At 70.5% G+C, this 25,330-nt stretch carries 24 protein-coding genes; 15 read left to right on the top strand and 9 right to left on the bottom strand.

The genetic code is table 11. The annotated features are described in order from the left end of the window. Positions 1 to 42: 42 nt before the first annotated feature. Together IF11_RS0117740 and IF11_RS0117735 are read right to left on the bottom strand one after the other, a co-directional pair. Entirely contained in the window at positions 43 to 522 is a 480-nt protein-coding gene (locus IF11_RS0117740) for a peroxiredoxin (protein WP_030352589.1), read from the bottom strand. Between the two features lie 140 nt (positions 523 to 662). Continuing rightward, positions 663 to 1,100 (bottom strand): DUF3052 domain-containing protein, encoded by a 438-nt coding sequence (locus tag IF11_RS0117735; RefSeq protein WP_030352588.1) that lies wholly within the window; start codon positions 1,098 to 1,100, stop codon positions 663 to 665. Positions 1,101 to 1,626: 526 nt separating this feature from the next. On the opposite strand from IF11_RS0117735, the gene aceE reads away from it, so the two are divergent. Further along, positions 1,627 to 4,359 carry a pyruvate dehydrogenase (acetyl-transferring), homodimeric type gene (gene aceE / locus IF11_RS0117730; protein WP_030352587.1) on the top strand — a complete coding sequence of 911 codons (2,733 nt, stop codon included), beginning with the start codon at positions 1,627 to 1,629 and terminating at the stop codon, positions 4,357 to 4,359. 97 nt (positions 4,360 to 4,456) lie between these two features. Here the strand turns inward: aceE and IF11_RS0117725 are convergent, their stop codons facing one another. Together IF11_RS0117725 and IF11_RS0117720 are read right to left on the bottom strand one after the other, a co-directional pair. Next, positions 4,457 to 4,852 carry a peptidase inhibitor family I36 protein gene (locus tag IF11_RS0117725; RefSeq protein WP_030352586.1) on the bottom strand — a complete coding sequence of 132 codons (396 nt, stop codon included), beginning with the start codon at positions 4,850 to 4,852 and terminating at the stop codon, positions 4,457 to 4,459. Between the two features lie 175 nt (positions 4,853 to 5,027). Next, a complete protein-coding gene (locus IF11_RS0117720) occupies positions 5,028 to 6,632 on the bottom strand; it encodes an MFS transporter (protein WP_030352585.1) in 1,605 nt (534 codons plus the stop codon). 126 nt (positions 6,633 to 6,758) lie between these two features. Between IF11_RS0117720 and IF11_RS0117715 the strand changes: the two genes are divergently transcribed. From IF11_RS0117715 to IF11_RS0117685, 7 genes are all read left to right on the top strand, one after another. After that, a complete protein-coding gene (locus tag IF11_RS0117715) occupies positions 6,759 to 7,433 on the top strand; it encodes a TetR/AcrR family transcriptional regulator (RefSeq protein WP_030352584.1) in 675 nt (224 codons plus the stop codon). A 153-nt stretch (positions 7,434 to 7,586) separates the two neighbouring features. Then, on the top strand, positions 7,587 to 8,792 hold the full coding sequence (locus IF11_RS0117710; RefSeq protein WP_030352583.1) for an alpha/beta hydrolase: 1,206 nt from the start codon (positions 7,587 to 7,589) through the stop codon (positions 8,790 to 8,792). A 108-nt stretch (positions 8,793 to 8,900) separates the two neighbouring features. After that, entirely contained in the window at positions 8,901 to 9,809 is a 909-nt protein-coding gene (locus IF11_RS0117705) for a DUF4429 domain-containing protein (RefSeq protein ID WP_030352582.1), read from the top strand. A gap of 104 nt (positions 9,810 to 9,913) precedes the next feature. Further along, positions 9,914 to 11,365, top strand: coding sequence for a sensor histidine kinase (locus IF11_RS0117700; RefSeq protein WP_078490744.1), 1,452 nt, complete (start codon positions 9,914 to 9,916; stop codon positions 11,363 to 11,365). Beyond that, positions 11,362 to 12,048 (top strand): response regulator, encoded by a 687-nt coding sequence (locus tag IF11_RS0117695; protein WP_030352580.1) that lies wholly within the window; start codon positions 11,362 to 11,364, stop codon positions 12,046 to 12,048. Before IF11_RS0117700 ends, IF11_RS0117695 begins: the two co-directional genes overlap by 4 nt. A 174-nt stretch (positions 12,049 to 12,222) precedes the next feature. Beyond that, positions 12,223 to 13,311, top strand: a complete 1,089-nt coding sequence (locus tag IF11_RS0117690; protein WP_051746019.1) for an alpha/beta hydrolase — start codon at positions 12,223 to 12,225, stop codon at positions 13,309 to 13,311. Continuing rightward, positions 13,308 to 14,519: an acyltransferase family protein gene (locus IF11_RS0117685; RefSeq protein ID WP_030352578.1), complete on the top strand. Its 1,212-nt coding sequence runs from the start codon at positions 13,308 to 13,310 to the stop codon at positions 14,517 to 14,519. Before IF11_RS0117690 ends, IF11_RS0117685 begins: the two co-directional genes overlap by 4 nt. A gap of 32 nt (positions 14,520 to 14,551) precedes the next feature. Here the strand turns inward: IF11_RS0117685 and IF11_RS0117680 are convergent, their stop codons facing one another. Continuing rightward, positions 14,552 to 15,568, bottom strand: coding sequence for an aldo/keto reductase (locus tag IF11_RS0117680; RefSeq protein ID WP_030352577.1), 1,017 nt, complete (start codon positions 15,566 to 15,568; stop codon positions 14,552 to 14,554). Between the two features lie 6 nt (positions 15,569 to 15,574). Further along, positions 15,575 to 16,039 (bottom strand): MerR family transcriptional regulator, encoded by a 465-nt coding sequence (locus tag IF11_RS0117675; RefSeq protein ID WP_030352576.1) that lies wholly within the window; start codon positions 16,037 to 16,039, stop codon positions 15,575 to 15,577. Between the two features lie 87 nt (positions 16,040 to 16,126). On the opposite strand from IF11_RS0117675, the gene IF11_RS0117670 reads away from it, so the two are divergent. After that, positions 16,127 to 16,609 (top strand): GNAT family N-acetyltransferase, encoded by a 483-nt coding sequence (locus IF11_RS0117670; RefSeq protein WP_030352575.1) that lies wholly within the window; start codon positions 16,127 to 16,129, stop codon positions 16,607 to 16,609. A gap of 2 nt (positions 16,610 to 16,611) precedes the next feature. Next, positions 16,612 to 17,433, top strand: coding sequence for a serine hydrolase domain-containing protein (locus tag IF11_RS0117665; protein ID WP_030352574.1), 822 nt, complete (start codon positions 16,612 to 16,614; stop codon positions 17,431 to 17,433). A 17-nt stretch (positions 17,434 to 17,450) separates the two neighbouring features. On the opposite strand, the gene IF11_RS0117660 is transcribed toward IF11_RS0117665, so the two are convergent. After that, positions 17,451 to 18,122: a pirin family protein gene (locus IF11_RS0117660; RefSeq protein ID WP_420894605.1), complete on the bottom strand. Its 672-nt coding sequence runs from the start codon at positions 18,120 to 18,122 to the stop codon at positions 17,451 to 17,453. Positions 18,123 to 18,214: 92 nt separating this feature from the next. Between IF11_RS0117660 and IF11_RS0117655 the strand changes: the two genes are divergently transcribed. The 5 genes from IF11_RS0117655 (at position 18,215) to fabF (ending at position 23,120) form a co-directional block, all read left to right on the top strand. Continuing rightward, entirely contained in the window at positions 18,215 to 19,396 is a 1,182-nt protein-coding gene (locus tag IF11_RS0117655) for a PucR family transcriptional regulator (protein WP_030352572.1), read from the top strand. Positions 19,397 to 19,485: 89 nt separating this feature from the next. Beyond that, positions 19,486 to 20,427, top strand: coding sequence for an ACP S-malonyltransferase (locus IF11_RS0117650; protein ID WP_030352571.1), 942 nt, complete (start codon positions 19,486 to 19,488; stop codon positions 20,425 to 20,427). 12 nt (positions 20,428 to 20,439) lie between these two features. Further along, a complete protein-coding gene (locus IF11_RS0117645) occupies positions 20,440 to 21,441 on the top strand; it encodes a ketoacyl-ACP synthase III (RefSeq protein WP_030352570.1) in 1,002 nt (333 codons plus the stop codon). A 66-nt stretch (positions 21,442 to 21,507) separates the two neighbouring features. Beyond that, complete coding sequence (locus IF11_RS0117640) at positions 21,508 to 21,759, top strand: acyl carrier protein (RefSeq protein WP_030352569.1); 252 nt, start codon at positions 21,508 to 21,510, stop codon at positions 21,757 to 21,759. Positions 21,760 to 21,857: 98 nt separating this feature from the next. Continuing rightward, positions 21,858 to 23,120 (top strand): beta-ketoacyl-ACP synthase II, encoded by a 1,263-nt coding sequence (gene fabF / locus IF11_RS0117635; RefSeq protein ID WP_030352568.1) that lies wholly within the window; start codon positions 21,858 to 21,860, stop codon positions 23,118 to 23,120. A 108-nt stretch (positions 23,121 to 23,228) separates the two neighbouring features. On the opposite strand, the gene IF11_RS0117630 is transcribed toward fabF, so the two are convergent. After that, positions 23,229 to 24,245, bottom strand: coding sequence for a DUF8189 domain-containing protein (locus IF11_RS0117630; protein ID WP_030352567.1), 1,017 nt, complete (start codon positions 24,243 to 24,245; stop codon positions 23,229 to 23,231). 193 nt (positions 24,246 to 24,438) lie between these two features. Further along, a complete protein-coding gene (locus IF11_RS0117625) occupies positions 24,439 to 25,314 on the bottom strand; it encodes an NAD(P)-dependent oxidoreductase (RefSeq protein WP_030352566.1) in 876 nt (291 codons plus the stop codon). Positions 25,315 to 25,330 lie beyond the last annotated feature (16 nt).

Below are 25,330 nucleotides of genomic sequence, written 5' to 3'. Positions count from 1 at the left end.
ACCGGCCGTCCGGATTCCACGGACCGGCCGGAGCTGGACCGGTCAGAGCGCGGCGAGCGCCTTGACGTACTCGTCGAGGTCCCTGGCGTCCGGCAGGCCGTTGACGACCGTCCAGCGCACGATGCCGTCCTTGTCGATGATGAAGGTCCCGCGCACCGCGCACCCCTTCTCCTCGTCGAAGACGCCGTACGCGCGCGAGACCGCGCCGTGCGGCCAGAAGTCCGACAGCAGCGGGTACTCCAGCCCCTCCTGCTCGCCGAAGACGCGCAGGGTGTGGATGGAGTCGTTCGAGACCGCGAGCAGCTGGGTGTCCTCGTTGACGAACGAGGGAAGCTCGTCGCGCAGGGCGCACAGCTCACCGGTGCACACACCGGTGAAGGCGAAGGGGTAGAAGAGCAGCACCACGTTCTTCCCGCCGTCCGCACCGTCCTCGGACCGGCGGAAGTCGGACAGTCGCACGGTCCGCCCGTGGTTGTCCTTCAGTTCGAAGTCCGGGGCGGGGGCGCCGACCTCGATCGCCATGGTGCACGTCCTTTCGAAGGCTGTGGCTGTGTCTGTCTCCCGACCACCCTACGCACAGGGCCCCCGCCGATCGGAGTCGGCGGGGGCCCTCAAGGCTGCTTGCTTTCGGCTGCTGCGTCTTGCGCGCTCGGCGCTCGGAGTCAGCGCTTGGTCTTCGCCGCCTTGGGGGTGACGAGACGGCCGCCGGTCCAGTCCTTGCCGGCGCTCACGCTCTTGGTCTGGGACAGGCCCGAGGTCTGGGCCGCCTCGCTGATGTCGCTCGGTTCGACGTAGCCGTCACGGCCGGTCTTGGGCGTCAGCAGCCAGACCACTCCGCCGTCTTCGATCAAACCGATGGCGTCCACCAGCGCGTCCGTAAGGTCGCCGTCCTCGTCACGGAACCACAGGACGACGGCGTCGGCCACGTCGTCGTAGTCCTCGTCGACAAGGTCCTGGCCGATGACGGCCTCGATGGACTCGCGGAGCTCCTGGTCGACGTCGTCGTCGTAACCGAGCTCCTGGACCACCTGTCCGGGTTCGAACCCAAGCCGTGCGGCAAGGTTGGTTCGTTCCTCCGCGTGGTCCGCGGTCGCGCTCACGGATTGCCTCCTGATCATGTTTCGGATAAATGCTTCGGCCGCGCGTACGCGGGGCATTGGCCATTGTCCACACGGGCGGGGCGGATCGCGCAAGTACCCGGCCGCCGAGACCGCCGAAACGGTGACGTTCCGGGCTCCTTCGCCGCATCTCCTGTCACTTCGACCTCGCACCCTGTGACACAGGCCGTACGTTTTCTTGTCCTCTGCCATGTTATGCCGCTTCGGTACGTCAATCAGGTCCGAACGCCCGAACGAAACGCATGGACGGAGTGGGCGTAAGGTTGCGATTTGACCGGTGCGGAAGCCGGACTCGGGCGCGGTATTTTCCGCGGAGTACGGGTTACCCCTCGGTAGAGATGACGTTTGCGCCGCCGCGGTACACGATGGAGGCGGCGTACGTGCCCGTGCCCCGGGGGCTCCGGTGAGACACCCCGGATCCCGGGCCCGCGTAGCAGCAGTAACCGACGGCGTGCACCGCAACGATCGCGTGCAGGGCACGATACGACCCAAACAGCGAAGGAAAAGCGTGGCTTCCGGATCCGATCGCAACCCGATCATCATTGGCGGCCTTCCCAGCCAGGTCCCGGACTTTGATCCCGAAGAGACCCAGGAGTGGCTCGACTCGCTCGACGCCGCTGTCGACGAGCGCGGCCGTGAGCGCGCCCGTTATCTGATGCTCCGGCTGATCGAGCGCGCACGCGAGAAGCGTGTGGCTGTGCCGGAGATGCGCAGCTCGGACTACGTCAACACCATCGCCACCAAGGACGAGCCGTTCTTCCCCGGCAACGAGGAGATCGAGCGCAAGATCCTCAACGCGACCCGCTGGAACGCGGCCGTGATGGTGTCGCGCGCGCAGCGCCCGGGGATCGGCGTCGGCGGCCATATCGCCACCTTCGCCTCCTCCGCCTCCCTCTACGACGTGGGCTTCAACCACTTCTTCCGGGGCAAGGACGGCGGCGACGGCGGCGACCAGATCTTCTTCCAGGGCCATGCCTCCCCCGGTATCTACGCCCGCGCCTTCCTGCTCGACCGGCTCAGCGAGACGCAGCTCGACGCGTTCCGCCAGGAGAAGTCGAAGGCCCCGTACGGGCTGTCCAGCTATCCGCACCCGCGGCTGATGCCGGACTTCTGGGAGTTCCCGACCGTCTCGATGGGCCTCGGCCCGCTCGGCGCGATCTACCAGGCCCGGATGAACCGCTATATGGAGGCGCGCGGCATCGCCGACACCTCCGCCTCGCATGTCTGGGCGTACCTCGGCGACGGCGAGATGGACGAGCCCGAGTCGCTGGGCCAGCTGTCCATCGCCGCCCGTGAGGGCCTGGACAATCTGACCTTCGTCGTGAACTGCAATCTGCAGCGTCTCGACGGCCCGGTGCGCGGCAACGGCAAGATCATCCAGGAGCTGGAGTCGCAGTTCCGCGGGGCCGGCTGGAACGTCATCAAGCTCGTCTGGGACCGCTCCTGGGACCCGCTGCTCGCGCAGGACAGGGACGGCGTCCTGGTCAACCGGCTGAACACCACGCCGGACGGGCAATTCCAGACGTACGCCACCGAGACCGGCGCGTATATCCGTGAACACTTCTTCGGCGACGACCAGCGGCTGCGCGCCATGGTCGAGAACATGACCGACGACCAGATCCTGCATCTGGGCCGCGGCGGTCACGACCACAGGAAGGTCTACGCGGCGTACGCGGCGGCCAAGGCGCACAAGGGCCAGCCGACCGTGATCCTGGCGCAGACCGTCAAGGGCTGGACGCTGGGGCCGAACTTCGAGGGCCGCAACGCGACCCACCAGATGAAGAAGCTGACGGTCTCCGACCTCAAGGGCTTCCGCGACCGGCTGCATCTGCCGATCGCGGACAACGAGCTGGAGGACGGCGCGCCGCCGTACTACCACCCCGGCCGGGACTCGGAAGAGATCCAGTACATGCACGACCGCCGTAAGTCGCTGGGCGGGTACGTACCGACCCGGATCGTACGGGCGAAGCCGCTGAACCTGCCCGGGGACAAAACCTACGAGCCGGTGAAGAAGGGCTCGGGCCAGCAGTCGATCGCCACCACCATGGCGTTCGTCCGGCTGCTCAAGGACCTGATGCGGGACAAGGAGATCGGCAGGCGCTTCGTGCTGATCGCCCCCGACGAGTACCGCACGTTCGGTATGGACTCGTTCTTCCCGAGCGCCAAGATCTACAACCCGCTGGGCCAGCAGTACGAGTCCGTGGACCGTGAGCTGCTGCTCGCGTACAAGGAGTCGCCGACCGGCCAGATGCTGCACGACGGCATCTCCGAGGCGGGCTGTACGGCCTCGCTCATCGCGGCGGGCTCGGCGTACGCCACCCATGGCGAGCCGCTGATCCCGGTCTATGTCTTCTACTCGATGTTCGGTTTCCAGCGCACCGGCGACCAGTTCTGGCAGATGGCCGACCAGCTCGCGCGTGGGTTCGTACTGGGTGCGACCGCCGGACGTACGACTCTGACCGGTGAGGGGCTTCAGCACGCGGACGGCCACTCGCATCTGCTGGCGTCGACCAACCCGGGCTGTGTCGCGTACGACCCGGCCTACGGCTTCGAGATCGCGCATATCGTCCAGGACGGTCTGCGCCGGATGTACGGCCCCGACAGCGAGGACGTCTTCTACTACCTCACCGTCTACAACGAGCCGATCCAGCACCCGGCGGAGCCCGCCGATGTGGACGTGGAGGGCATCCTCAAGGGGATCCACCGCTACAGGCGCGGCGAGCACGGCTCGATCCCGGCGCAGATCATGGCGTCCGGCGTGGCCGTGCCCTGGGCGCTGGAGGCCCAGCGGATCCTCGCCGAGGAGTGGAACGTACGGGCCGATGTCTGGTCGGCGACGTCCTGGAACGAGCTGCGCCGTGAGGCCGTCGAGGTGGAGCGGCACAATCTGCTGCACCCGGAGGAGGACCAGCGCGTTCCGTATGTGACCCGGAAGCTGTCCGGCGCCGAGGGACCGTTCGTGGCGGTGTCCGACTGGATGCGATCGGTTCCGGATCAGATCTCGCGCTGGGTGCCCGGCACGTACCAGTCGCTGGGCGCGGACGGCTTCGGCTTCGCGGACACGCGCGGCGCGGCCCGTCGCTTCTTCCACATCGACGCGCAGTCGATCGTGCTCAGTGTGCTCACCGAGCTGGCCAAGGAGGGCAAGGTCGACCGTTCGGTGCTGAAGCAGGCGGTGGACCGCTACCAGCTACTGGACGCGTCGGCGGCCGACCCGGGCGCGGCCGGCGGCGACGCCTGACGGCTCACGTCGCGTAAGGCATGAGGAGGGCGGCGGGACCCATGGGTTCCGCCGCCCTCCGGCGTTACGCGCCGTCCGGCGGCCTGTCCCGGTCCGGTCAGCGCTCCCAGATCTTGAAGGCCCGTACCCGGTACGGCGACTGCGGCATCCAGCTGCCCTTGCCCGGATACGTCTCGAACTCCCCCGTCTCCGCGCACTCGGCGGACTGATAGGTGGTCACGTTCCGTCCCGTGCGGTTGGCCAGTGACTGCGCGCTGGTGCCCGCCGGGAGCGGCACACAGCTGTCGATATCGGTGGCCGACAGTTCGTGCGTCTGCCGTGCGCCCCGGAAGTCCTCCTTCTGCCAGAGGCACAACTCGCCGGTGGCGCACTCACCGAGGCGGGGCGGCGCCGCCTCGGCGACGGTCGCCGGCAGCAGGGCGGCGACGGCCAGCGCCCCGACGGACATGGCGGTGAGTGTGGTCCTGCCCATGGTGAGTGTGGTGTTGCGCATATGGATCGGTCCCCGTGTCTGGTGCGAAATCGGTCAACCACACTCTGACCTGCGGCGCTTGGCCACGGGAAGGGGGCGCGGCAGCCTCCACCCGGATAGGCGACAGCCCCGCCGGAACCTTCCGGCGGGGCTGTCGCGGGCACTGAGTTGACGTCGGGTCAGCCGGGGGCTGACGTCAGATGTGCACCCCTCCGCCCGCGGCGTCCGCGTTGCTGCCGCGCTTCGTCAGCAGCGCGACGAAGACCGCCACGACCGCGACACCGGCCGCGACCAGACAGGCCAGGCCCATGCCCGACATGAAGGTGTCGTGCGCGACGCCCGTGATCTTCTCGGCGATCTCGGCGGGGGTGTCCGGCGCCACCGGAGCCACCCCGACCTGGACCGCCTCGGCGGCCTGGTCGGCCTGCGCGGGGGTGAGCGGCGGCAGCCCGGCCCCGGTCCAGTTGCCCGGCAGGTCGTTGGAGACCTTGGAGGCCATGACCGCGCCGAGCACGGCCGTACCGAGGCTGCCGCCGATCTGCATGGCGGACTGCTGGATTCCGCCGGCCACCCCGGACAGCTCCATCGGGGCGTTGCCCACGATGACCTCGGTCGCGCCGACCATGACCGGCGCCAGGCCGAGGCCGAGCAGCGCGAACCAGATGGACATGGTGAAGCTGCTGGTGCCGGTCTCCAGGGTGGACATGCCGAACATGGCGACCGCGGTCAGCGCCATGCCGCCGGCCAGCGGGATCCGCGGCCCCACCTTGGTGATCAGGATGCCCGCGAGGGGCGAGCCGACGATCATCATGCCGGTGAGCGGCAGCAGATGGAGACCGCTGTCGACCGGGCTCATGCCGTGCACGTTCTGGAGATAGAAGGTGACGAAGAAGAGGCCGCCCAGGAAGGCGATCGCCATCAGCGCCATCAGCACCACACCGGCGGAGAGCGGTACGGAGCGGAAGAGCGCCAGCGGTACGAGCGGTTCCTTGACCTTCGTCTCCCAGAAGGCGAAGAGCACGAAGGAGAGCACGGCGGCGCCCATGAAGAGCCAGGTCTTGCCGTCGCCCCAGCCCCAGACCGGCGCCTTGATGATCGCCCAGACCAGACAGAACATGGCGGCCGAGAGCAGCACGATGCCGAGGATGTCGAAGGACCTCGGGGCGTTCTCCGCCCGGTGGTCCCGCAGGATCAGCCCGCCGACGATCAGGGCGACGACGCCGACCGGCACATTGATGAAGAAGACCGACTGCCAGCTGACGTGCTCGACCAGCACACCGCCCAGGATCGGGCCGCCCGCCGTGGAGGCACCGATGACCATGCCCCAGATACCGATGGCCATATTGAGCTTCTCGGCGGGGAAGGTGGCGCGCAGCAGACCGAGCGCGGCCGGCATCAGCAGGGCGCCGAAGAGCCCCTGGAGCACCCGGAAGGTGATCACGAGGGAGATGCTGTGGGACAGCCCGATGGCCCCCGAGGCGGCGGCGAAGCCGACGACGCCTATGAGGAAGGTCTGCCGGTGACCGAACCGGTCACCGAGCTTGCCCGCGGTGATCAGCGCCACGGCGAGCGCGAGGAAGTAGCCGTTGGTAATCCACTGCACATCGGCGAAAGTGGCGCCGAGGTCCTTCTGGATGGCAGGGTTCGCGATCGCGACAATGGTGCCGTCGAGCGCCACCATCATGACGCCGATCGCCACGGAGAACAGCGTGAGCCAGGGGTGGCCGCGCAGCCCCTTGGAAGGCTTCGGCTCCGGGGGTTCCGGCAGCGGCGCCTTGTCGACAGTGGTCTGACTAGTCATACCGTGAACGTTAGTGTCAGCCACTGACAGTTGACAAACCATTTCTTAAGCAAGTAACTGTCACGTGGCTCACAGCTAGACTGAACAACATAAAGTAGTTAAAAGCGGTGGAATGAGGACATTGCATTGACCTCCGGGCAGAACACGACCATCGGGTTGCGTGCCCGCAAGAAGCGCCGCACCCGCGACGCCCTGTTGCGTGTGGCGCTCGAACTGTTCACCACCCAGGGGTACGAACAGACCACCATCGACGAGATCACGGACGCCGTGGAGGTGTCCCAGCGCACCTTCTTCCGCTATTTCGCCAGCAAGGAGGAGGCCGCCTTCGCCGTCGTGGACATGGTCGAGAACAAGTTCCTCGACTCGCTGCGCGCCCGGCCCGCCGAGGAGACCCCGTTCGAGGCGATGCGCAACGCCGTCGAGTCGGCCTGGGATTCCGTCAGCGAGGCGCTCGAAGCCGTCGTTCCGGTCGAGCTCTATATGCGGACCTATCTGTTGATCGAGTCGACTCCGGCCCTGGTCGCCGTCCATCTGCGCCGCACCGCGGAGCTGGAGGAGGAGGTCGCCCAACTGATCGCCGACCGCGAGGGCCTGGATGTGAACACCGATCCACGGCCGCGGGTCGCCGTCGCCTCGTTCACCGGCGTCATGCGGGTGACCGGCAAGATCTGGGGGCGGGGCCGGGTCGCGAGCGTGGAGGCGCTCCAGGAGATGACCAGGGCCTATCTCGACCACTTGGGCCCCGCGCTCGCCGGGGACTGGCGGACGCCGGTGTGTGACAAAGACCGCAGACCCGCCTGAGCGGACCCGCCTGATGACAGCTCAGCGACGCGCCGGAGCGTAGACACCGCCCGCGCGCTCGGTGCGGTTACCCTCGGTCCCAATCCTCCTTGGCGCGTGATCTGACTCACCCTCGTCACGAGGGCCCCCGCGCTCGTCCTAGGCTGAGCGGTAGTGACTTCCTTCGACTCCTCACCCACCCTCAACGCATGGCGCGCTCTCCTCGCTCTCGCCGTGGTGTTCGTGATGCTCACATCCACCGGCTGGACAGCGGTGGCGAACCAGCGCGGTCCCGGCGAGCCCCTGAAGCTCGCCCTCAGCGCGTGGGAGAGGGGCCGGATAGGCGTCCGTCACCTGCCGAGCCCCGACGCGTCGCCGAAGCGGCTGGCCGCCTTCTTCGCCTCCCTCACCCGAGGTCAGCAGGAACGGCTGGCCGCCAAGTACCCGCTGGTCGTGGGCAATCTCAACGGCGCCCCGGTCTCCCTGCGCTACCGCGCCAACCGGCTGGCCCTGATGCAGGCGCGCACGGTGGAGGAGCGCCGTATGCGTGACACCAGACTGTCGGCCGACGGCCGTCAACAAGCGGGCCGCCGGATGAACCGTTACGAGTCGATGCTCGGCGGCGGCCGGCAGATCCTCGCGTTCGACCCGTCGGGCAAGGGCCGGGCGGCCGAGGTCCTCGGCGACCTCGACCGCGCCGAGCGTGTCTCCGTCGTCGTCCCCGGAGTCGACACCAATGTGCTGACGTTCGAGCGGACCAGCCGCTGGTACAGCGCGCCGGCGGGCATGGCCGAGTCGCTGTACGCCGCGGAGCGGACCGCCGACGCCGACACCAGTACCGCCGTCATCGCCTGGGCCGACTACACCGCGCCCGCCGGTCTCGGTGTGGACGCGGCGATCGGCAAGCTCGCGGAGGACGGTGCCGTACGGCTCACCGCGCTGACCGCCGCGCTGCCGGGGACGTCACGGGTCTCGCTCTTCTGCCACAGCTACGGCTCCGTGGTGTGCGGCGTCGCCGCGCACGCGCTGCCGGGCAGGGTCACGGACGTGGCGGTCGCGGGCAGCCCCGGTATGCGGGTCGGAAACGCCGCGCAGCTACGCACGGACGCGTATGTGTGGGCCATGCGGGACCGTGACGACTGGATCCAGGACGTCCCGTACATGGCGGTCGGCGGCCTCGGCCACGGCGCCGATCCGGTGGCCCGGGGCTTCGGCGCGCGGGTGATCTCGGCGCGCGGGGCGATCGGTCACGCCGGCTACTTCCAGCCGGGTACGGAGAGCCTCGACAACTTCGCGGAGATCGGGGTGGGTTCCTACCCCGCGGTGAGCTGCGCGGACAGCGTCGACACCTGCCGGAACGGCATCCCGGACACCGACTGAGAACCGGGGGCCGGCGGCGGCGCGGGGGCGGGGCCCCGGTCTGACGCGCGTAGAATTCCCGCGCTGCGGCAGGCGACGCACGGGCGCCCGCCGCCTACGATGAAGCACATGGGTGATGTGCTTCAGGGGATTCATGCCACCTGGGAGTTCGAAAGCGACTCCGTGCTCATCCGCTTCGAACGGGGGATCCGGACGCCGAAGCTCTTTCAGGCGCTGGGCGAACGCCGCATCCCCCACGAGGCGTTGTCATCGGTGACGCTCACTCCCGGCAGACGCGGGACGGTGGTGCTGCACGCTGTGCCGCGAACCGGCGCCGACCCTCTCACGGAGGCGGCGGCCGGGCAGCTCAAGGACAGCGGCGATCCGTACCGGCTGGTGCTTCCCGCCGAGCGCGAGACCCTCGCGGAGTACTACGCCGACGAGTTGCGGGCCGCGCTCGCCCGGGTCCGCCGGAGCAGGACCGGGTCCATACGGGACGAGCAGGAGCCCGCCGAGCGCTATCTGGTGACCGCGCCGGAGCCGCCGCTCCAGTTCAAGGCGTACGACGCCAAGGCGTCCTTCGACGGGGACCGGGTGTCCTTCCGCTGGTTCTGGACGGGTGCCTCCTCCGCCAAGTGGAAGGCGGGCGACCAGAGTCTCCCGGTGGGCGAGCTCCAGGGCGTCGAGTGGCGCTCCCCCGAGCTCTTCGACGGCTATCTGCGGCTGCTGCGGCGCGACGGGCCGGGCTCGGCGCAGGGGCGGCCCGCCCCGGCGGACCACGACCCGGCGGCCGTCGTCTTCGGGCTGGGCTACGGACCGGTGCATGAGTCGCTGCCGTTCGCGGCGGCGGTTCTGGAGGCGGTCCAGGGCGCGGCGACGGGCCGCGCCGCCGTCCCGGTCCACGCCGTGGTCCCCGCCCGCCGCGATCCGGCCGAGGTGGCGGAGCGGATCCGGCACCTCGGCGAGCTGCACAGCGCGGGCCTGGTGACGGACGACGAGTTCAGCGCGAAGAAGGCGGAGCTGCTGGCGGAGCTGTGACCTACCCCGGTTCCCGGGCCGGGACGTCATACTGCGGTATGACCTTCGGACCGACTCCTCGGTATGACGCCGGACCGTGCGGTGCTGCCTAGGCTGAGCAGGTCATGAGTACCCCACCACCGCCGCCGTCGCCGCCCCGGCCGGCCGCCCCGCCCCGGCCGTCGTCGCCGCCCTTGCCATCGCGCCCCGCCCTGTGGCGCGACGGGGCGCGCGCGCTCCTCGGCGCGCTGCGTACGCCGTCGCAGTCCACCGAGCCGCTGTTCGCGCGGGCGCCCAAGCGATGGCAGCGGTTCGCGCCGTATGTGGTGCTCTTCGGCTTCGCCGTGACCCTGCTGCCGACCACCACCACGGTCCTCATCCAGGACTACGAACTGGGCGGCGGCTGGTCCGGGGCGCTGGCCACCGCGCAGACCGCGCCTCTGCTGCTCGCCGTGAGCCGGCCGCTCCAGGCCTGGTGGATCATCTTCACCGCCGATGTCGTGGGCGGGATCCTGCTCCAGAGCGCGGACGGTCTCGCGGGCCGCCCCTGGCCATGGACCCCCATGGTGATCGTCGGCTATCTGGCGCTGATGATCTGTCTGGGGCTGCGCGAATCGCGTCGTACCCTCCTCGCGGTCTGGCTGGCGACCGGCGCCGCCGGGTTCTTCTTCGAGCTGATCTCGCAGAACCGCAGCGACGGCACCCATCTGCTGCTGTTCGTCCTCAGCGGCGTCTTCCTCGTCGTGACGGCGGCCCTGCGCGAACGGGGCGACGCCCAGCGCAGACTCGTGGAGCAGGAGACCATCAGCGAGGCCGAGCGCTCCCGGCGCACGCTGCTGGAGGAGCGCGCCCGTATCGCCCGTGAGCTGCACGATGTGGTGGCGCACCACATGTCGGTGATCACGGTCCAGGCGGACTCGGCGCCGTACCGCATCGACGGCCTGCCGGACTCCGCGCGCGAGGAGTTCTCCACCATCGCGGCGAGCGCGCGGGAGTCCCTGACGGAGATGCGGCGGCTGCTCACGGTGCTCCGCAGCGACGGTACGGACAGCGAGCGCACCCCGCAACCGGGGCTGGACCGGGTGCAGCAGCTGGTGGAGGCGACCGTACGGGCGGGGGTACCGGCCGAGGTGTCGCTCCCCGCCGAGCTGGGGCCCGTCCCACCGGCCGTGGATCTGTCCGCGTACCGGATCGTGCAGGAGGCGCTGGCCAATGTGGTGCGGCACGCGTCCGGCGCGCCGACCCGGGTCTCGGTGGTCTCCGACGGCGACTGGCTGACCGTCCTGATCGTCAACGGTCCGGGCGCCGAGCGCACTTCACCGCTGGAGACCGGCGGAACGGGCCACGGCCTGGTCGGTATGCGTGAGCGCGTACGGTTGACCGGCGGCACGCTCGACACCGGACCGCTGCCGGACGGTGGCTTCCGGGTCGCCGCGAGGCTCCCGCTGACCGACGCGAACGCCCCGCCGGCCGCATCCGCCCCCTCTGCCTCTCTCGGCTCCACGGACTCCACCGGCACCACAGATTCCACCGATGTCACCGGCCCGGCCGGTCCGGCCCAGAAGGACGCTCCTTGACCATCCGCGTGATCATCGTCGACGACCAGGCCATGGTGCGCGCGGGGTTCGCCGCTCTGCTGTCGGCGCAGGCCGATATCGATGTGGTGGGTGAGGCGCCCGACGGCCGCCGGGGCATCGAGGTGAGCCGCTCCGTCCACCCGGATGTGGTCCTGATGGACGTCCGGATGCCGGAGATGGACGGACTCGCCGCCGCCCGCGAGCTGTTGAACCCGTCGGTGGGAGTGGCGCGTCTGCCGAAGGTGCTGATGCTGACCACCTTCGACGTCGACGACTATGTCTACGAGGCGCTGCGCGCCGGGGCCTCGGGCTTCCTGCTCAAGGACGCGCCGCCGGCCGATCTCATCGCGGCGGTACGGATCGTCGCGGCCGGTGAGGCGCTGCTCGCACCGTCCGTGACCCGGCGGCTGATCGCGGACTTCGCCCAGCAGCGCCCCGCCCGTGGCCGCAAGGACCCCTCGCTGCGGCTGAGCGGCCTCACGCCCCGGGAGACCGAGGTGCTCGAACTGATCGCCCGGGGGCTGTCCAACCAGGAGATCGCCGAGCATCTCGTGGTCGCCGAGCAGACGGTGAAGACCCATATCGGCCGCGTCCTGTCCAAGCTCTCCCTGCGCGACCGCGCGCAGGCGGTGATCTTCGCGTACGAGTCGGGTCTGGTCACCCCGGGCGACGCGCCCGCCTGATGCCCGACTCCCCCGGGCTTCTCGTACAGCACCGCCGCGCGCCGGCACGGACCGGCACCCCCACTACCCCGGTATGACACCGCGGTTGGCTCCCCGGTGTGATGTCCGGCCACACACCCTCTTCCTACCTTCCTCCTCGCCATCACATGGACCGAGCGGGAAGAAGGAGACGGGATGCGCCGCTACAGGAGGACTTTGGTCGCCGCCGCACTGGCGACGACCATGGTCGGGGGAACAGCGGGCTGGGCCTCCGGCAGCAGTCAACGGGCCGTCACGGGACCGCCCGTGGGAAGCGCCGCCTGGCGCGCGGACGACTCGCTCGGCCGGGCACTGCCCGACCCGGCGACCGCCACGCCCGGTCAAGTGGCCCAATTCTTCGCGACACTGACACCTAGTCAGAGTGAGCGGCTCGTCCGCCGCCATCCACTGGTCGTCGGCAATCTCGACGGGGCGCCGGTCCCGCTGCGGTACGAGGCCAACTCCCGTGCGGTACGGGCCGAGCACGACCCCCGGTACGAGCGGCTGGCGGAGCCCGGTCGGCAGATCCTCGCCTTCGACCCGCGCGGCCGGGGCCAGGTCGCCGAGGTGTACGGGGATCTGGCGACCGCCCGCCATGTGTCCGTCGTCGTACCAGGTTCGGACATCGACGCGGCGACCTTCGACCGTACGAACGATCCGTACGGCACCCCCGCCGGCATGGCCGGATCGCTGCGGGCCGCGACGGGCGGCCGTACCGCCGTGATCGCGTGGGCCGGTTACACCACCCCTGTCGGGTTCGGTCTTGACGTGGCCTCGGGTGATCTCGCCGAGGCGGGGGCCGGCCGGCTGGACCGGTTCACCCAGGGGCTCACGGCGGCCGGGGTCGGCAAACCCGCGCTGTTCTGCCACAGCTATGGCGCGGTGGTGTGCGGGCTCGCCGCCTCCGAGGTGAACGCCAGCGACATCGTGGTGCTCGGCGCCCCTGGAATGCGGGCCGGGCATGTTGCGGACCTCCATACCGACGCACGGGTCTGGGCCGCCAAGGATCCCTCCGACTGGATCTCCAAGGTCCCCCACGTCGAGTTCGCGGGCCTGGGCCATGGCCAGGACCCGACCGCCCCGTCCTTCGGCGCCCGCCGGGTGCCCGCCGACCGGGCCGAGGGCCACACCGGCTACTTCGCCCCCGGCACGGACTCGCTCCGCGCCTTCGCCGCCATCGCCCAGGGCCGGGTCACGCAGCGCCACATCACGCAGGATCAGGTCACGCGGGGAGAGGTCCGATGACGACACTCGCCACCACGATCGAGAAGATCGAGGCACGGACCCCCGCCCACCGCGACCGCGCGATCGACGGGCTGCGCGCCCTCGCGCTGCTCGCCGTACCCACCGGGCACTGGCTGCTCGGCGGCTTCACCCTGGACGACGGCGGCGCGCTGCACAACGCCAGCCCGCTCGCCACCTTCGGCGGCTTCGCGCCGGTGAGCTGGGTGCTCCAGATGCTGGGCATCTTCTTCCTGGTCGGCGGATACGCCTCCGTGCTCTCGTACCGCCGGAGGAAGTCCACCACCGCCGCCTGGCTCCGGCAGCGCGTCGTGCGGCTCGGCAGGCCCGTCCTCGGGGTGACGGCCGTCTGGGCGGCGGCGATGCCGCTGCTGTACGCGCTCGGCGTGCCCGGAACCACGCTGCGCACCGGATCGACGCTGGTGATCCAGCCCCTGTGGTTCGTCGGGGTCTATACGGTGGTCACCGCGCTGACCCCGTACTGTGTGCGCGCCGCACACAAGCTGGGCGGCTGGGCCGCCGCTCCCCTGCTGGCGTCGGTCGCCGTCGTCGACTTCCTGCGCTACGGACCGTATGCCGACACCATGCCGTCCTGGCTGAGCATGGTGAACATCCTGCCCGGCTGGCTCTTCGCGTATCAGCTCGGTGTCTCCTGGGGCGAGGGCCGGATCGGCCGGCGCGGGGCGCGTGTGCTGCTCATCGGCGGCACGCTGCTCTTCGCCGCGCTGCTGGTCGTCTTCCACTACCCGGCGTCGATGGTCGGCGTGCCCGGCGAGACCCGCACCAACTCGCATCCGCCGTCCCTGCTGGTACTCGCCCTCGCCGCCGCGCAGAGCGGTGCGGCGATCCTGCTGCGCGACCGGATCGGGCGGCTGCTGAGCAGGCCCGCGCTGTGGGCGCCGGTCGTCGTCATCAACCTGTGCGCGATGACGATCCTGTGCTGGCACCAGACGGCGATGCTCGCCACCGCCGTGCCCGCGTCCTTCCTCGGGCCGGTGGCCGGTCTGACGACCTCGCCCGACTCCCTCGGCTGGATCGTGGCGCGGCTGACCTGGATGCCGCTCTTCGCGACGCTGCTCGTCCTCATCGGGCGGTACGCGCGCCGCTTCGACGCCCCGTGGCAGACCGGGACGCGCGCGTCGAAGGCCCGCCGCGCGGCAGCGGGGCTGCTGGCGGCGGGCTTCGCGGTCTTCGCGCTGGGGCTGGCGTGAGCGGGCCCCGGGTGGGGCGTCGTACCGCTCGGCTACTCGCGGCCGGCCGAGGTGAACGTCATATCGGTGTACCGGCCGCCGGCCACCTGGCCCGCGATCGGCTCCAGCAGCCGCAGCTCGCTCTCGGTGAGGATGAGCCGCGTCGCGGCGGTGTTCTCCTCGATCCGGCCGCGCTTGCGGGTCCCCGGGATCGGTACGACGGCCAGCCCGTGCACGGCGGCCTGCTGCTGCACCCAGGCCAGCGCGACCTGCCCCAGGGTGGCGTTCCTGCCCTCGGCGATCTTGCGCACCGGATCGAGCAGCGCGGCGTTCGCGGCGGCGTTGTCACCGGTGAAGCGGGGCTGCTGGCGGCGGAAGTCGTCGGCGCCCAGCTCCTGGTCGGCGTGGACGAACGCGCCGGTCAGAAAGCCCCGGCCGAGCGGGGAGTACGGCACGACCGCGACGCCCAGCTCGGCGGCGGCCGGGACGGCGCTCGCCTCGATGTCGCGGCTGAACAGCGACCACTCCGACTGGAGGGCGGCGATCGGATGCACGGCCTGCGCGGCCCGCAGCTCACGGCCGGTGACCTCGCTGAGCCCGAGGTGGGTGACCTTGCCCTCGCGCACCAGCTCGGCCATCGTGCCGACCGTCTCCTCGATGGGGACGTTCACATCGCGCCGGTGCATGTAGTAGAGGTCGATGTGGTCGACGCCGAGGCGCTTCAGGCTTCCCTCGACACACTGGCGGATATAGGGCGCGTCATTGCGGATCGTCCGCTTGGTGGGGTCGGCGGGGTCGACGCCCAGGGCGAACTTGGTGGCGAGGACGATCTCGTCACGGTGCGCCCGGACGAACGGCGCGATGAACTTCTCGTTCTCCCCGGCTCCGTAGACGTCCGCCGTGTCGTACAGCGTCACGCCCAGCTCCAGGGCGCGTTCCAGCGTGGCCCGCGCCTCGTCGGTGTCCGTCGGTCCGTAGGACTGGCTCATTCCCATGCAGCCGAGCCCCTGGACACCGACCTCCGGTCCGCCGGTCCCGAGCCGCACCTTCTCGATCCTGCTGTCACTCATCGGGGTTCAGACCCTCTCCGACGCCTTGCGGGCGCCCGCGTAAAAGCTGATCTTGTGGTCGAGTACGGCGACAGTGTCCTGCAGCTCCGCGATTCGCCGATGGACATCACGGCGTGTCCGCTCCAGCAGCTCCTGCCGCTCCTCGAACGTCTCCTCGCCCACCCTGATCAGCTCGGCGTACCGGACCATGTCCGCCACGGGCATGCCGGTGAGCCGCAGCTTCCCCACGAAGGCGAGCCAGTCCAGGTCCTTGTTGCTGAAGCGGCGCTGGCCGGTGTGCGACCGGTCCACATGCGGCATGAGGCCGATCCGCTCGTACCAGCGCAGGGTGTGCGCCGAGAGTCCGGTGAAGGCGGCGACCTCGCTGATCGTGTAGCGCGCCGCACCGTCGGGCCGCGGATGCGCGCGCGGCGCCGATGCGCAGTCGTCCACGCGGGCCGTCCGTACGGGGGTGCTCTCCGTCAGCGTCATGTCCTCAACGCTAGATCCTTGGAGCGCACTCCAAGCAAGCGGAAAAGTCGGCGAGTTTCCCGCCGCGGCCGATTAGTCTCCTGCCCCATGAGCCTCGCACGCCCCGCGGTCCCCGCGGACGCCGCCGAACTGGTCCGCCTCCGGAAGGTGATGCTCGACTCGTACCGGGGGCCGGATCCGGACATCGGCTGGCAGCCCGGCGCGGCGCGGACCCTGCGCGAGAGGCTCGCGGGCCCCGGCGGCGATCTCATGGCCTGCGTCGTGGACCGTCCCGGCCGGCCCGGTGCCCTGGCCGCGTGCGCGGTCGGCACGATCGAGTACCGGCTCGGCGGCCCCGGGAACCCCACGGGTACCAGTGGTCATGTCTTCAATGTGGCCACCGACCCGGACCTGCGCCGCCGCGGCTACTCGCGCGCCTGCGTGGAGGCGCTCCTCGACTGGTACCGGACCCGCGGCGTCCGGAAGATCGATCTCCACGCGTCCCGCGAGGGCGAACCGCTGTACGCCTCCCTGGGCTTCGTCCGGACCCCCGACCCCTCGATGCGGCTGACGCTCTCGCTAACCTCGTAGCCATGCAGAGCCTGGCGATGATCGAGAACTGGCCGGTGACGAACGCCGCGGCCGCCGTCGTACGCGCGGACGGCACCGTCGTCGGGTCGTACGGCCCCACGACGCGGCGGTTTCCGCTCGCCTCCGTGACCAAGCCGCTGGCCGCGTACGCGGCGCTGGTGGCGTACGAGGAGGGGGCGGTCGAGCTGGACGAGCCGGCGGGCCCCGAGGGGGCGACCGTTCGGCATCTGCTCGCGCACACCAGCGGTCTGGCCTTCGACGAGCACCGCGTGGCCAACGCTCCGGGCACCCGCCGGCTCTACTCCAACGCGGGCTTCGAGGTGCTCGGCGACCATATCGCCAAGGCCACCGGGATCGCGTTCCCCGACTATCTCCGCGAGGCGGTGTTCGAACCGCTCGGCATGGCCGCGACCTCGCTGCCCGAGGACGGGTCGCCGGCCAGGGACGGGGTCTCGACCGTCGACGATCTGGCGCGGTTCGCCGCCGAACTCCAGGCGCCCCGGCTGCTGGACGCGCGCACCGTCCTGGAGGCGATGACCGTCGTCCATCCCGGGCTGTCCGGCGTACTGCCCGGCTACGGCTTCCAGAAGAACAACGACTGGGGTCTCGGCCTGGAGATCCGGGATGCCAAGTCCCCGCACTGGACGGGCGCCTCGTCCTCGCCGCGTACCTTCGGGCACTTCGGGCAGTCCGGTACGTTCCTGTGGGTCGACCCGGACGCGGGGGCGGCCTGTGTGGCGCTGGCCGACCGGGACTTCGGGCCGTGGGCGGTCGCGGCCTGGCCGCCGTTCACCGACGCGGTCCTCGCGGAGCTGTCGGCCTGAACTCTCGTCCTGAACGCTCAGCCCGACATCTCCCAGAGCAGTACCTCCGCCGCCGGGCCCGCGGTCAGTTCGAGCCCTTCCGCCTCCGTGATCCGCGCCGAGTCACCGGGCCCCAGCGCGGGCCCCGCCCCGCCCGCGCCGTCGATCCGTACCGCACCACGCACCACATGCACATACACATGGCGCGCGTCCGGCACCGCCGAGCGCTCGCCGTCCCGCAGCCGCCGTACGTGCAGCATGGCCCCGGCCCGCGGCAGGGCGTACGGCGTGGAGTCGGCGATGCCCCGTACGACCTCGTACGCGGGCTCGCCGCCCGGCTCCAGCGGCGCGAGCCACATCTGTACGAAGACCAGCGGCCCGTCGCCGTCATTGCGCTCCACATGCCGCACCCCGCCGGCCGAGCTGAGCCGCTGGACGTCCCCCGGCCGCACGACGGTGGCGTGCCCGGCCGAGTCGCGGTGCGTCAGCTCGCCCTCGACGACCCAGGTGACGATCTCCGTATGACTGTGCGGGTGTTCGTCGAACCCGGCGCCGGGCGCGAGCCGCTCCTCGTTGCAGGCGAGGACCGCGCCGAAGCGCAGATTGTCCGGATCGTAGAAGCGCCCGAAGGAGAAGGCGTGCAGGGACTCGATGCCCGCCGAGGGGTCGCCGCCGACATAGCGCTGCGCTGCGTACCGTACGAGAATCACGGCTTCACGGTAGGCGCTCCGCCGGGTATGGCACGAGACGCCCGCCGACCCCGGCCCCGCAGGCAGTGGCCGCGATAAGGCACTCTTGACCCGTGGCTGAACCCTCGAACGAACCCCATCCGCACCCCGCGACGCTGCGGCGGCTGGAGCAGTCCTCAGGACGACTCGCCGCGAACGCCATCGCCCGCATGGACGAGACGCTGCCGTGGTACCGCGCGATGCCGCCGGAGAACCGTTCCTGGATCGGGCTGGTCGCCCAGGCCGGTATCGCCGCGTTCACCGAGTGGTTCCGCCACCCCGAAACCCCGCAGGCCATCTCCACCGATGTCTTCGGCACGGCCCCGCGCGAGCTGACGCGGGCGATCACCCTGCGCCAGACCGTCGAGATGGTGCGGACCACGATCGAGGTCATGGAGACGGCGATCGAGGAGGTCGCGGCCCCGGGCGACGAGTCCGCGCTGCGCGAGGCGCTGCTCGTGTACGCGCGGGAGATCGCCTTCGCGACGGCGCAGGTGTACGCGCAGGCCGCCGAGGCACGCGGCGCGTGGGACGCGCGGCTGGAGTCGCTCGTCGTGAACGCCGTGCTCTCCGGGGAGGCCGACGAGGGCGCCGTCTCCCGGGCGGCGGCCCTCGGCTGGAACTCCCCCGAGCATGTCTGCGTCCTGCTCGGCACCGCCCCGGACGGGGACAGCGAACTGACCGTCGAGGCGATCCGCCGGGCGGCCCGGCACGCCAAGCTCCAGGTCCTCACCGGCGTGCTCGGCGACCGGCTCGTGGTGATCGCGGGCGGCAGCGACAATCCGCTCCAGGTCGCCAAGGCGCTGATCGGCCCCTACGCGGCGGGCCCCGTCGTGGCCGGCCCTGTGGTGCCCGATCTGCTGGCCGCCACGAAGTCCGCGCAGGCCGCGGCGGCCGGCCTCAAGGCCTGTTTCGCCTGGCAGGACGCACCGCGCCCGGTGCTCGCGGACGATCTGCTGCCGGAGCGCGCGATCGCCTCCGACCCCGCCGCGCGTGACCAGCTGGTGGAGGAGATCTACAGACCGCTTGAGGAAGCGGGGTCCGCGCTGCTGGAGACTCTGAGTGTCTATCTGGAGCAGGCGAGCAGTCTTGAGGGTGCGGCGAGGATGCTGTTCGTGCACCCCAACACCGTGCGCTACCGGCTGCGACGTGTGACTGACGTCACCGGATGGTCACCCTCCGATGTGAGGTCCGCGTTCACGCTGCGGATTGCCCTGATCCTGGGACGCTTGGCCGACGGAGATCCGCAGACCTAGACTTTTGTCGTACTCCAACAATTCCCCTAGCGGTTCTTCGTTCCCCTCCCCACGGGCGGTGAAGACCCTTCGCAAGAGAGAGTGTGAGGGTGCTCGTACTCGTCGCTCCCGGCCAAGGCGCTCAGACGCCCGGCTTCCTGACTCCCTGGCTCGACCTGCCCGGCGCCGAAGACCGGCTGCGGGCATGGTCGGCCGCCATCGATTTGGATCTGGTCCACTACGGCACGAAGGCCGACGCGGACGAGATCAGGGACACCGCCGTGGCCCAGCCGCTGCTGGTCGCCGCCGCCCTGCTCTCCGCCCGTCAGCTCTTTCCCACCACCGAGGACGTGGCGCGCGACGTCGGTGTCACGGCCGGCCACAGCGTCGGTGAACTGGCCGCCACGGCGCTGGCGGGTGTGGTCCCCGACGAGGTGGCCCTGTCGCTCGTACGCGCCCGGGGGATGGCGATGGCCGAGGCCGCCGCCATCACGGAGACCGGGATGTCGGCGCTGCTCGGCGGTGAACCGGAAACCACCCTCGCGCATCTGGAGAAGCTCGGTCTGACCCCCGCCAATGTGAACGGCGCGGGCCAGATCGTCGCGGCCGGCACGCTCGAACAACTCGCGGCGCTGGAGGCCGACAAGCCGGAGGGCGTACGGCGCGTGGTGGCGCTCAAGGTCGCCGGCGCGTTCCACACGCACCACATGGCACCCGCGGTCGAGAAGCTCGACACGGCCGCGCGTTCCGTCTCCGTCGCCGACCCGGTCGTACCGTACGTCTCGAACCGCGACGGACAGGCCGTCGCCACCGGCTCCGGAATCGTGACCCGCCTGGTCGGCCAGGTCGCCAACCCGGTCCGCTGGGACCTGTGCATGGAGACCTTCAAGGAGCGGGGCGTGACCGCGCTGATCGAGCTGTGCCCCGGCGGCACCCTGACGGGTATCGCCAAGCGCGCCCTGCCTGGCGTGAAGACCCTGGCGCTGAAGAAACCGGATGACCTCGACGCGGCCCGGGCGCTGATCGCCGAACACTCCTCCACGGCTGAATAGGAGTCAGAGAGCATGTCGAAGATCAAGCCCAGCAAGGGCGCCCCGTACGCGCGCATCATGGGCGTGGGCGGCTACCGCCCGACCCGGGTCGTGCCCAACGAGGTGATCCTCGAAACGATCGACTCCTCCGACGAGTGGATCCGCTCCCGCTCCGGCATCGCGACCCGCCACTGGGCCTCCCCGGAGGAGACGGTCGCCGCGATGTCCATCGAGGCGTCCGGCAAGGCGATCGCGGACGCCGGGATCACTCCGGAGCAGATCGACGGTGTGATCGTCTCCACCGTCTCGCACTTCAAGCAGACCCCGGCCGTCGCGACCGAGATCGCGGACAAGATCGGCGCGGGCAGGCCCGCCGCGTTCGACATCTCCGCGGGCTGCGCCGGCTTCGGCTACGGACTGACCCTGGCCAAGGGCATGGTCGTCGAGGGCTCGGCGGAGTACGTCCTGGTCATCGGTGTCGAACGGCTCTCGGACCTGACCGATCTGGAGGACCGTGCGACGGCCTTCCTGTTCGGCGACGGCGCGGGCGCCGTGGTCGTCGGACCCGCCAAGGAGCCGATGATCGGCCCCACCGTCTGGGGCTCCGAGGGCGACAAGTCCGACACCATCAAGCAGACCGTGCCGTGGGACGCCTACCGCGACGGAACGGTGGAGAAGTTCCCGGCCATCACGCAGGAGGGCCAGGCGGTCTTCCGCTGGGCCGTCTTCGAGATGGCGAAGGTGGCCCAGCAGGCGCTGGACGCCGCCGGAATCAGCTCCGCCGACCTGGACGTCTTCATTCCGCACCAGGCCAATATGCGGATCATCGACTCGATGGTGAAGACTCTGAAGCTGCCGGAGAGCGTCACGGTCGCCCGTGACGTGGAGACCACCGGCAACACCTCGGCCGCCTCGATCCCGCTCGCGATGGAGCGGCTCCTGGCGACCGGACAGGCGAAGAGTGGCGACACCGCGCTCGTCATCGGCTTCGGGGCGGGTCTTGTCTACGCCGCGACGGTCGTTACCCTCCCCTAGGCACACCGGATCTTTCCGGAGCGTGTTCCGATATATCCCTCTGCTCAACATCGAAGGAGCGCCAACATGGCCGCCACCCAGGAAGAGATCGTCGACGGTCTCGCCGAGATCGTTAATGAGATCGCCGGTATCCCGGTCGAGGACGTCCAGCTGGACAAGTCCTTCACCGACGATCTGGATGTCGACTCGCTGTCCATGGTCGAGGTCGTCGTCGCCGCCGAAGAGCGCTTCGACGTGAAGATCCCGGACGACGACGTCAAGAACCTCAAGACGGTTGGCGACGCCGCCGACTACATCGCGAAGCACCAGGCCGTCTGACCGCCTGACCTCTCGCGCTGACCCATCGCGCGGCATCCGCCACCCAGTGGTGGCGCCGTAAAAATTCAGCACCCTCTACACGTGGAGAAAGAATTCCAGTGAACTCGACCAATCGCACCGTGGTCGTCACCGGTATCGGCGCAACCACACCACTGGGTGGCGACAGCGCAACGACCTGGGAGGGTCTGCTCGCGGGCCGCTCCGGAGTACGTCCCCTCGAAGGCGAACGTTTCGCCCAACTGCCGGTCCGTATCGCCGCGGTCGCCGCGGTCGACCCCGGCGATGTCCTGCCCCGCCCGCTCGCCCGCAAACTGGACCGCTCGGCGCAGTTCGCGCTGATCGCGGCCAGGGAGGCCTGGGCGGACGCGGGTTACACCGCCAGGGCCGGGGATGACCCCTCGGTCGACGCCGACCGGCTCGGTACCGTGATCGCCTCCGGCATCGGCGGCGTGACCACCCTGCTCGACCAGTACGACGTGCTCAAGGAGCGGGGCGAACGCCGCGTCTCCCCGCACACCGTGCCGATGCTGATGCCCAACAGCCCCTCCGCCAATGTCAGCCTGGAGGTGGGCGCCCGCGCGGGCGTGCACACCCCGGTCTCCGCCTGCGCGTCGGGCGCCGAGGCCGTCGGCTACGCGGTGGAGATGATCCGTACCGGCCGCGCCGACGTGGTCGTCGCCGGTGGTACGGAAGCGGCCATCCACCCCCTGCCCATCGCGGCGTTCGCCAACATGATGGCGATGTCCAAGAACAACGACGAGCCCACCAAGGCCTCGCGCCCGTACGACAAGGGCCGTGACGGCTTCGTCCTCGGTGAGGGCGCGGGCGTGATCGTCCTGGAGTCGGCCGAGCACGCGGCCAAGCGCGGCGCGCGGGTCTACTGCGAGCTGCTGGGCCAGGGCCTGTCCTCGGACGCCCACCACATCGCGCAGCCCGAGCCCACCGGCCGCGGTATCGCCAAGGCCATGGAGAACCTGCTCGACCACACGGACCTCAAGCCGGCCGAGGTCATGCACCTCAACGCGCACGCCACGTCGACGCCGCAGGGCGATGTCGCCGAGATCAAGGCGCTGCGCCGGGTGCTCGGCGACGATCTCGACCATGTCGCGGTCTCCGCGACGAAGTCGATGACGGGCCATCTGCTGGGCGGCGCGGGCGGTATCGAGACCGTGGCGACGGTCCTCGCGCTCTACCACCGCAAGGCCCCGCCGACGATCAATGTCGATGATCTGGACGAGGAGGTCGTCGCGGACATCGTCGTCGACGGCCCCCGCGATCTGCCCAGCGGCACGATCGCGGCGATCAACAACTCGTTCGGTTTCGGCGGCCACAACGTGGTGCTGGCGCTGCGTACGGTCTGACCGCGCGGCGGTTCCCGGCGAACCTAGTGCCCCTCCCGGCACGCTTTGCCCCTGACGCCCGGCCCGGGATTTCCCGGCCGGGCGTCTCCGGTTTGGGCCGGACAGGACCTAAGGGGCCCAGTTCTGCGTCACGTAGCGGAGCACGCCGTCGGTGCCGCGGACGAAGACGGAGATCCGGCCGTCGGAGTGACACGCGGGGACCGGGGCGCCCGCGAGCGCGCCGTTCAAGGGGGCGAAGTCCGTGAACTGGTCGCTGTTGACGGTCTTCTGGCCGGCGACCCACAGCGCGTGGTCGGGGCCGGCCGCGAAGATCTGGAGACGGCCGTCCAGCGAGGAGCGGAACGGATATGGCGCGCCCGCCAGGCCGCCCTTGAGCGTGCCCTCCGGGTTCCACGCGGCGTAGTCCCCCTGCCGGCCCAGGAAGCAGCCCGCCCCGTCCCGGCCCTGCCAGAAGACCCGGATACGGCCGTCCGCGTCGAGCGCGGCCTTCGGGGCGGAGAGGGCCGGGGTCCTGGCGAGCCGCTCGAAGGGGGTCCAGTCGCTGGTGGTGTCGGGGATCCGCTGCTCCGCGATCCACAGCTCGCCGTCACCGCCCCGTACGAACACCGCCACCCGCCCGTCGGCCGCCAGGACCGGGCACGGGACACCCTCGGCGGCTCCGCCGATCGTGGCGGCGGGAGCCCAGACGGCGTACGCCACCGAGGTGTGGCTGACCGACCGGACCGTGTGGTCCGTCCCCCGGTAGAACACCGAGATCCGCCCGTCGGCGTTGAGCACCGCGGCGGGATCGCCCGCGACGCCGTCGGCCACCCTGACCGGGCGTGTGCCGGACTCGCCCGGGATCCGGCCGGCGAACAGTTCGTCGCCCGGCGTGCGCCAGAGGACCCGCAGCAGTCGGTCACGGCCCAGGATCGCGGCGGGCACCCCGCTGATCCGGGCCCCGGGTAACTCCGTCCACGGGGACCAGCTCAGATCCCTGTTCTGCCGGATGAGGACGAGAGTGTGGTTCCGGCCCTCGGCGAGGACGACCAGCCGGCCGTCCGAGCGGGCGACCACGGCCGGATCGTTGACGAGGGCGCCGCCCAGCGGCAGGAAGGCACCCCAGACCGTCCCGGGTGTGGTCACGCTGCTTCTCCCCCTGTCCCTGTCACCTGCCCATGTCCCTGTTCACGAAGGCCCTCGCGCACGAAGTCGCCGTATACGAAGGGTCGCAGCCGGACACAACAACACGCCCGGACCGGCCGGACGACCACCCCATCGAGGGAACGGAGTTTGAGCCAGGAAGCGGACCGAGCGGTGGCGGAGACCGGGCGGCGCCTCAGCCGTCGAAGCTGGCGAAGTACGTGGCCGCCATGTCCTCGTCGCCGTGCCCCTGGGCCTCCGCCCGGCGGAACCGCTCCGCGGACGCCGCCGCCACATCCAGCCGTACGCCCGCCGACGTCCCGGCCTCCACGATCAGCCGGGCGTCCTTGCCCGCCGTGGCGACCGAGAAGCTCGGGGTGTAGTCGCCCTCAATGATGGCGGCGGCCTTGGCGTGGAGATAGCCGCAGTCCAGCGAACCGCCGGCCATGGCCTCCAGGAAGTACCGCGGGTCCACGTCGAGCCCCTTGGCCAGCGCGAGCGCCTCGGCCGCGCCGTTGGTGAGAGCGATCACCCAGCTGTTGCAGACGAGCTTCAGCCGGCTGGCGGCGGCGGTGGAGCCGTCCTCGCCCAGCCAGACGGTACGGCTGCCGATGGCGTCGAGTACGGACGCGAGCGGGGCGCGCGCCGCCTCGGGGCCCGCGGCCAGGATCAGGAGGTCGCCGCTCTCGGCGGGCGCCTTCGTACCGAGCACGGGTGCGTCGATGAAGACCAGCCCGTGATGACGGGCCAGATCGGCGAGTGAGGGAACGGCCTCGATGCCCACGGTCGTCGTCTGGAGCCAGATGGCGCCGGGCCGCAGACCCGGGCCGGCGGCCGTCACGGCCTCCAGGGCGGCGGGGCCGTCGTACACCATCGTGAGGACGACATCCGCGTCGGCGACGGCCTCCGCGGGGGTCGCGAAGGCCCGCGCGCCGTCGGCGACCAGCGCTTCGGCCTTGGCGGGGGTGCGGTTCCAGACGCGGACGTCATGTCCGGCGCGGCAGAGATTACGGGCCATCGCGGCGCCCATGATGCCGGTGCCGAGGACAGCTACTGCGAGGTGATCAGCCATGGAGCCACGGTAGGAC

It is taken from the genome of Streptomyces scopuliridis RB72 (assembly GCF_000718095.1).
Taxonomy (GTDB): Bacteria; Actinomycetota; Actinomycetes; order Streptomycetales; family Streptomycetaceae; genus Streptomyces; species Streptomyces scopuliridis.
The sequence above is the reverse complement of the archived record's forward strand: the minus strand, read 5'-3'. Positions and strand labels throughout refer to the sequence as shown.

Bases quoted from the DNA above. Each gene is read 5' to 3' on its own strand.
- IF11_RS0117665 (WP_030352574.1), top strand. From the start codon at position 16,612: ATGCAGAGCCTGGCGATGATCGAGAACTGGCCGGTGACGAACGCCGCG.
- IF11_RS0117690 (WP_051746019.1), top strand. From the start codon at position 12,223: ATGCGCCGCTACAGGAGGACTTTGGTCGCCGCCGCACTGGCGACGACC.
- IF11_RS0117675 (WP_030352576.1), bottom strand. From the start codon at position 16,039: ATGACGCTGACGGAGAGCACCCCCGTACGGACGGCCCGCGTGGACGAC.
- IF11_RS0117645 (WP_030352570.1), top strand. From the start codon at position 20,440: ATGTCGAAGATCAAGCCCAGCAAGGGCGCCCCGTACGCGCGCATCATG.
- IF11_RS0117700 (WP_078490744.1), top strand. From the start codon at position 9,914: ATGAGTACCCCACCACCGCCGCCGTCGCCGCCCCGGCCGGCCGCCCCG.
- IF11_RS0117740 (WP_030352589.1), bottom strand. From the start codon at position 522: ATGGCGATCGAGGTCGGCGCCCCCGCCCCGGACTTCGAACTGAAGGAC.
- IF11_RS0117680 (WP_030352577.1), bottom strand. From the start codon at position 15,568: ATGAGTGACAGCAGGATCGAGAAGGTGCGGCTCGGGACCGGCGGACCG.
- IF11_RS0117640 (WP_030352569.1), top strand. From the start codon at position 21,508: ATGGCCGCCACCCAGGAAGAGATCGTCGACGGTCTCGCCGAGATCGTT.
- IF11_RS0117670 (WP_030352575.1), top strand. From the start codon at position 16,127: ATGAGCCTCGCACGCCCCGCGGTCCCCGCGGACGCCGCCGAACTGGTC.
- IF11_RS0117625 (WP_030352566.1), bottom strand. From the start codon at position 25,314: ATGGCTGATCACCTCGCAGTAGCTGTCCTCGGCACCGGCATCATGGGC.
- IF11_RS0117725 (WP_030352586.1), bottom strand. From the start codon at position 4,852: ATGCGCAACACCACACTCACCATGGGCAGGACCACACTCACCGCCATG.
- IF11_RS0117720 (WP_030352585.1), bottom strand. From the start codon at position 6,632: ATGACTAGTCAGACCACTGTCGACAAGGCGCCGCTGCCGGAACCCCCG.
- IF11_RS0117705 (WP_030352582.1), top strand. From the start codon at position 8,901: ATGGGTGATGTGCTTCAGGGGATTCATGCCACCTGGGAGTTCGAAAGC.
- IF11_RS0117685 (WP_030352578.1), top strand. From the start codon at position 13,308: ATGACGACACTCGCCACCACGATCGAGAAGATCGAGGCACGGACCCCC.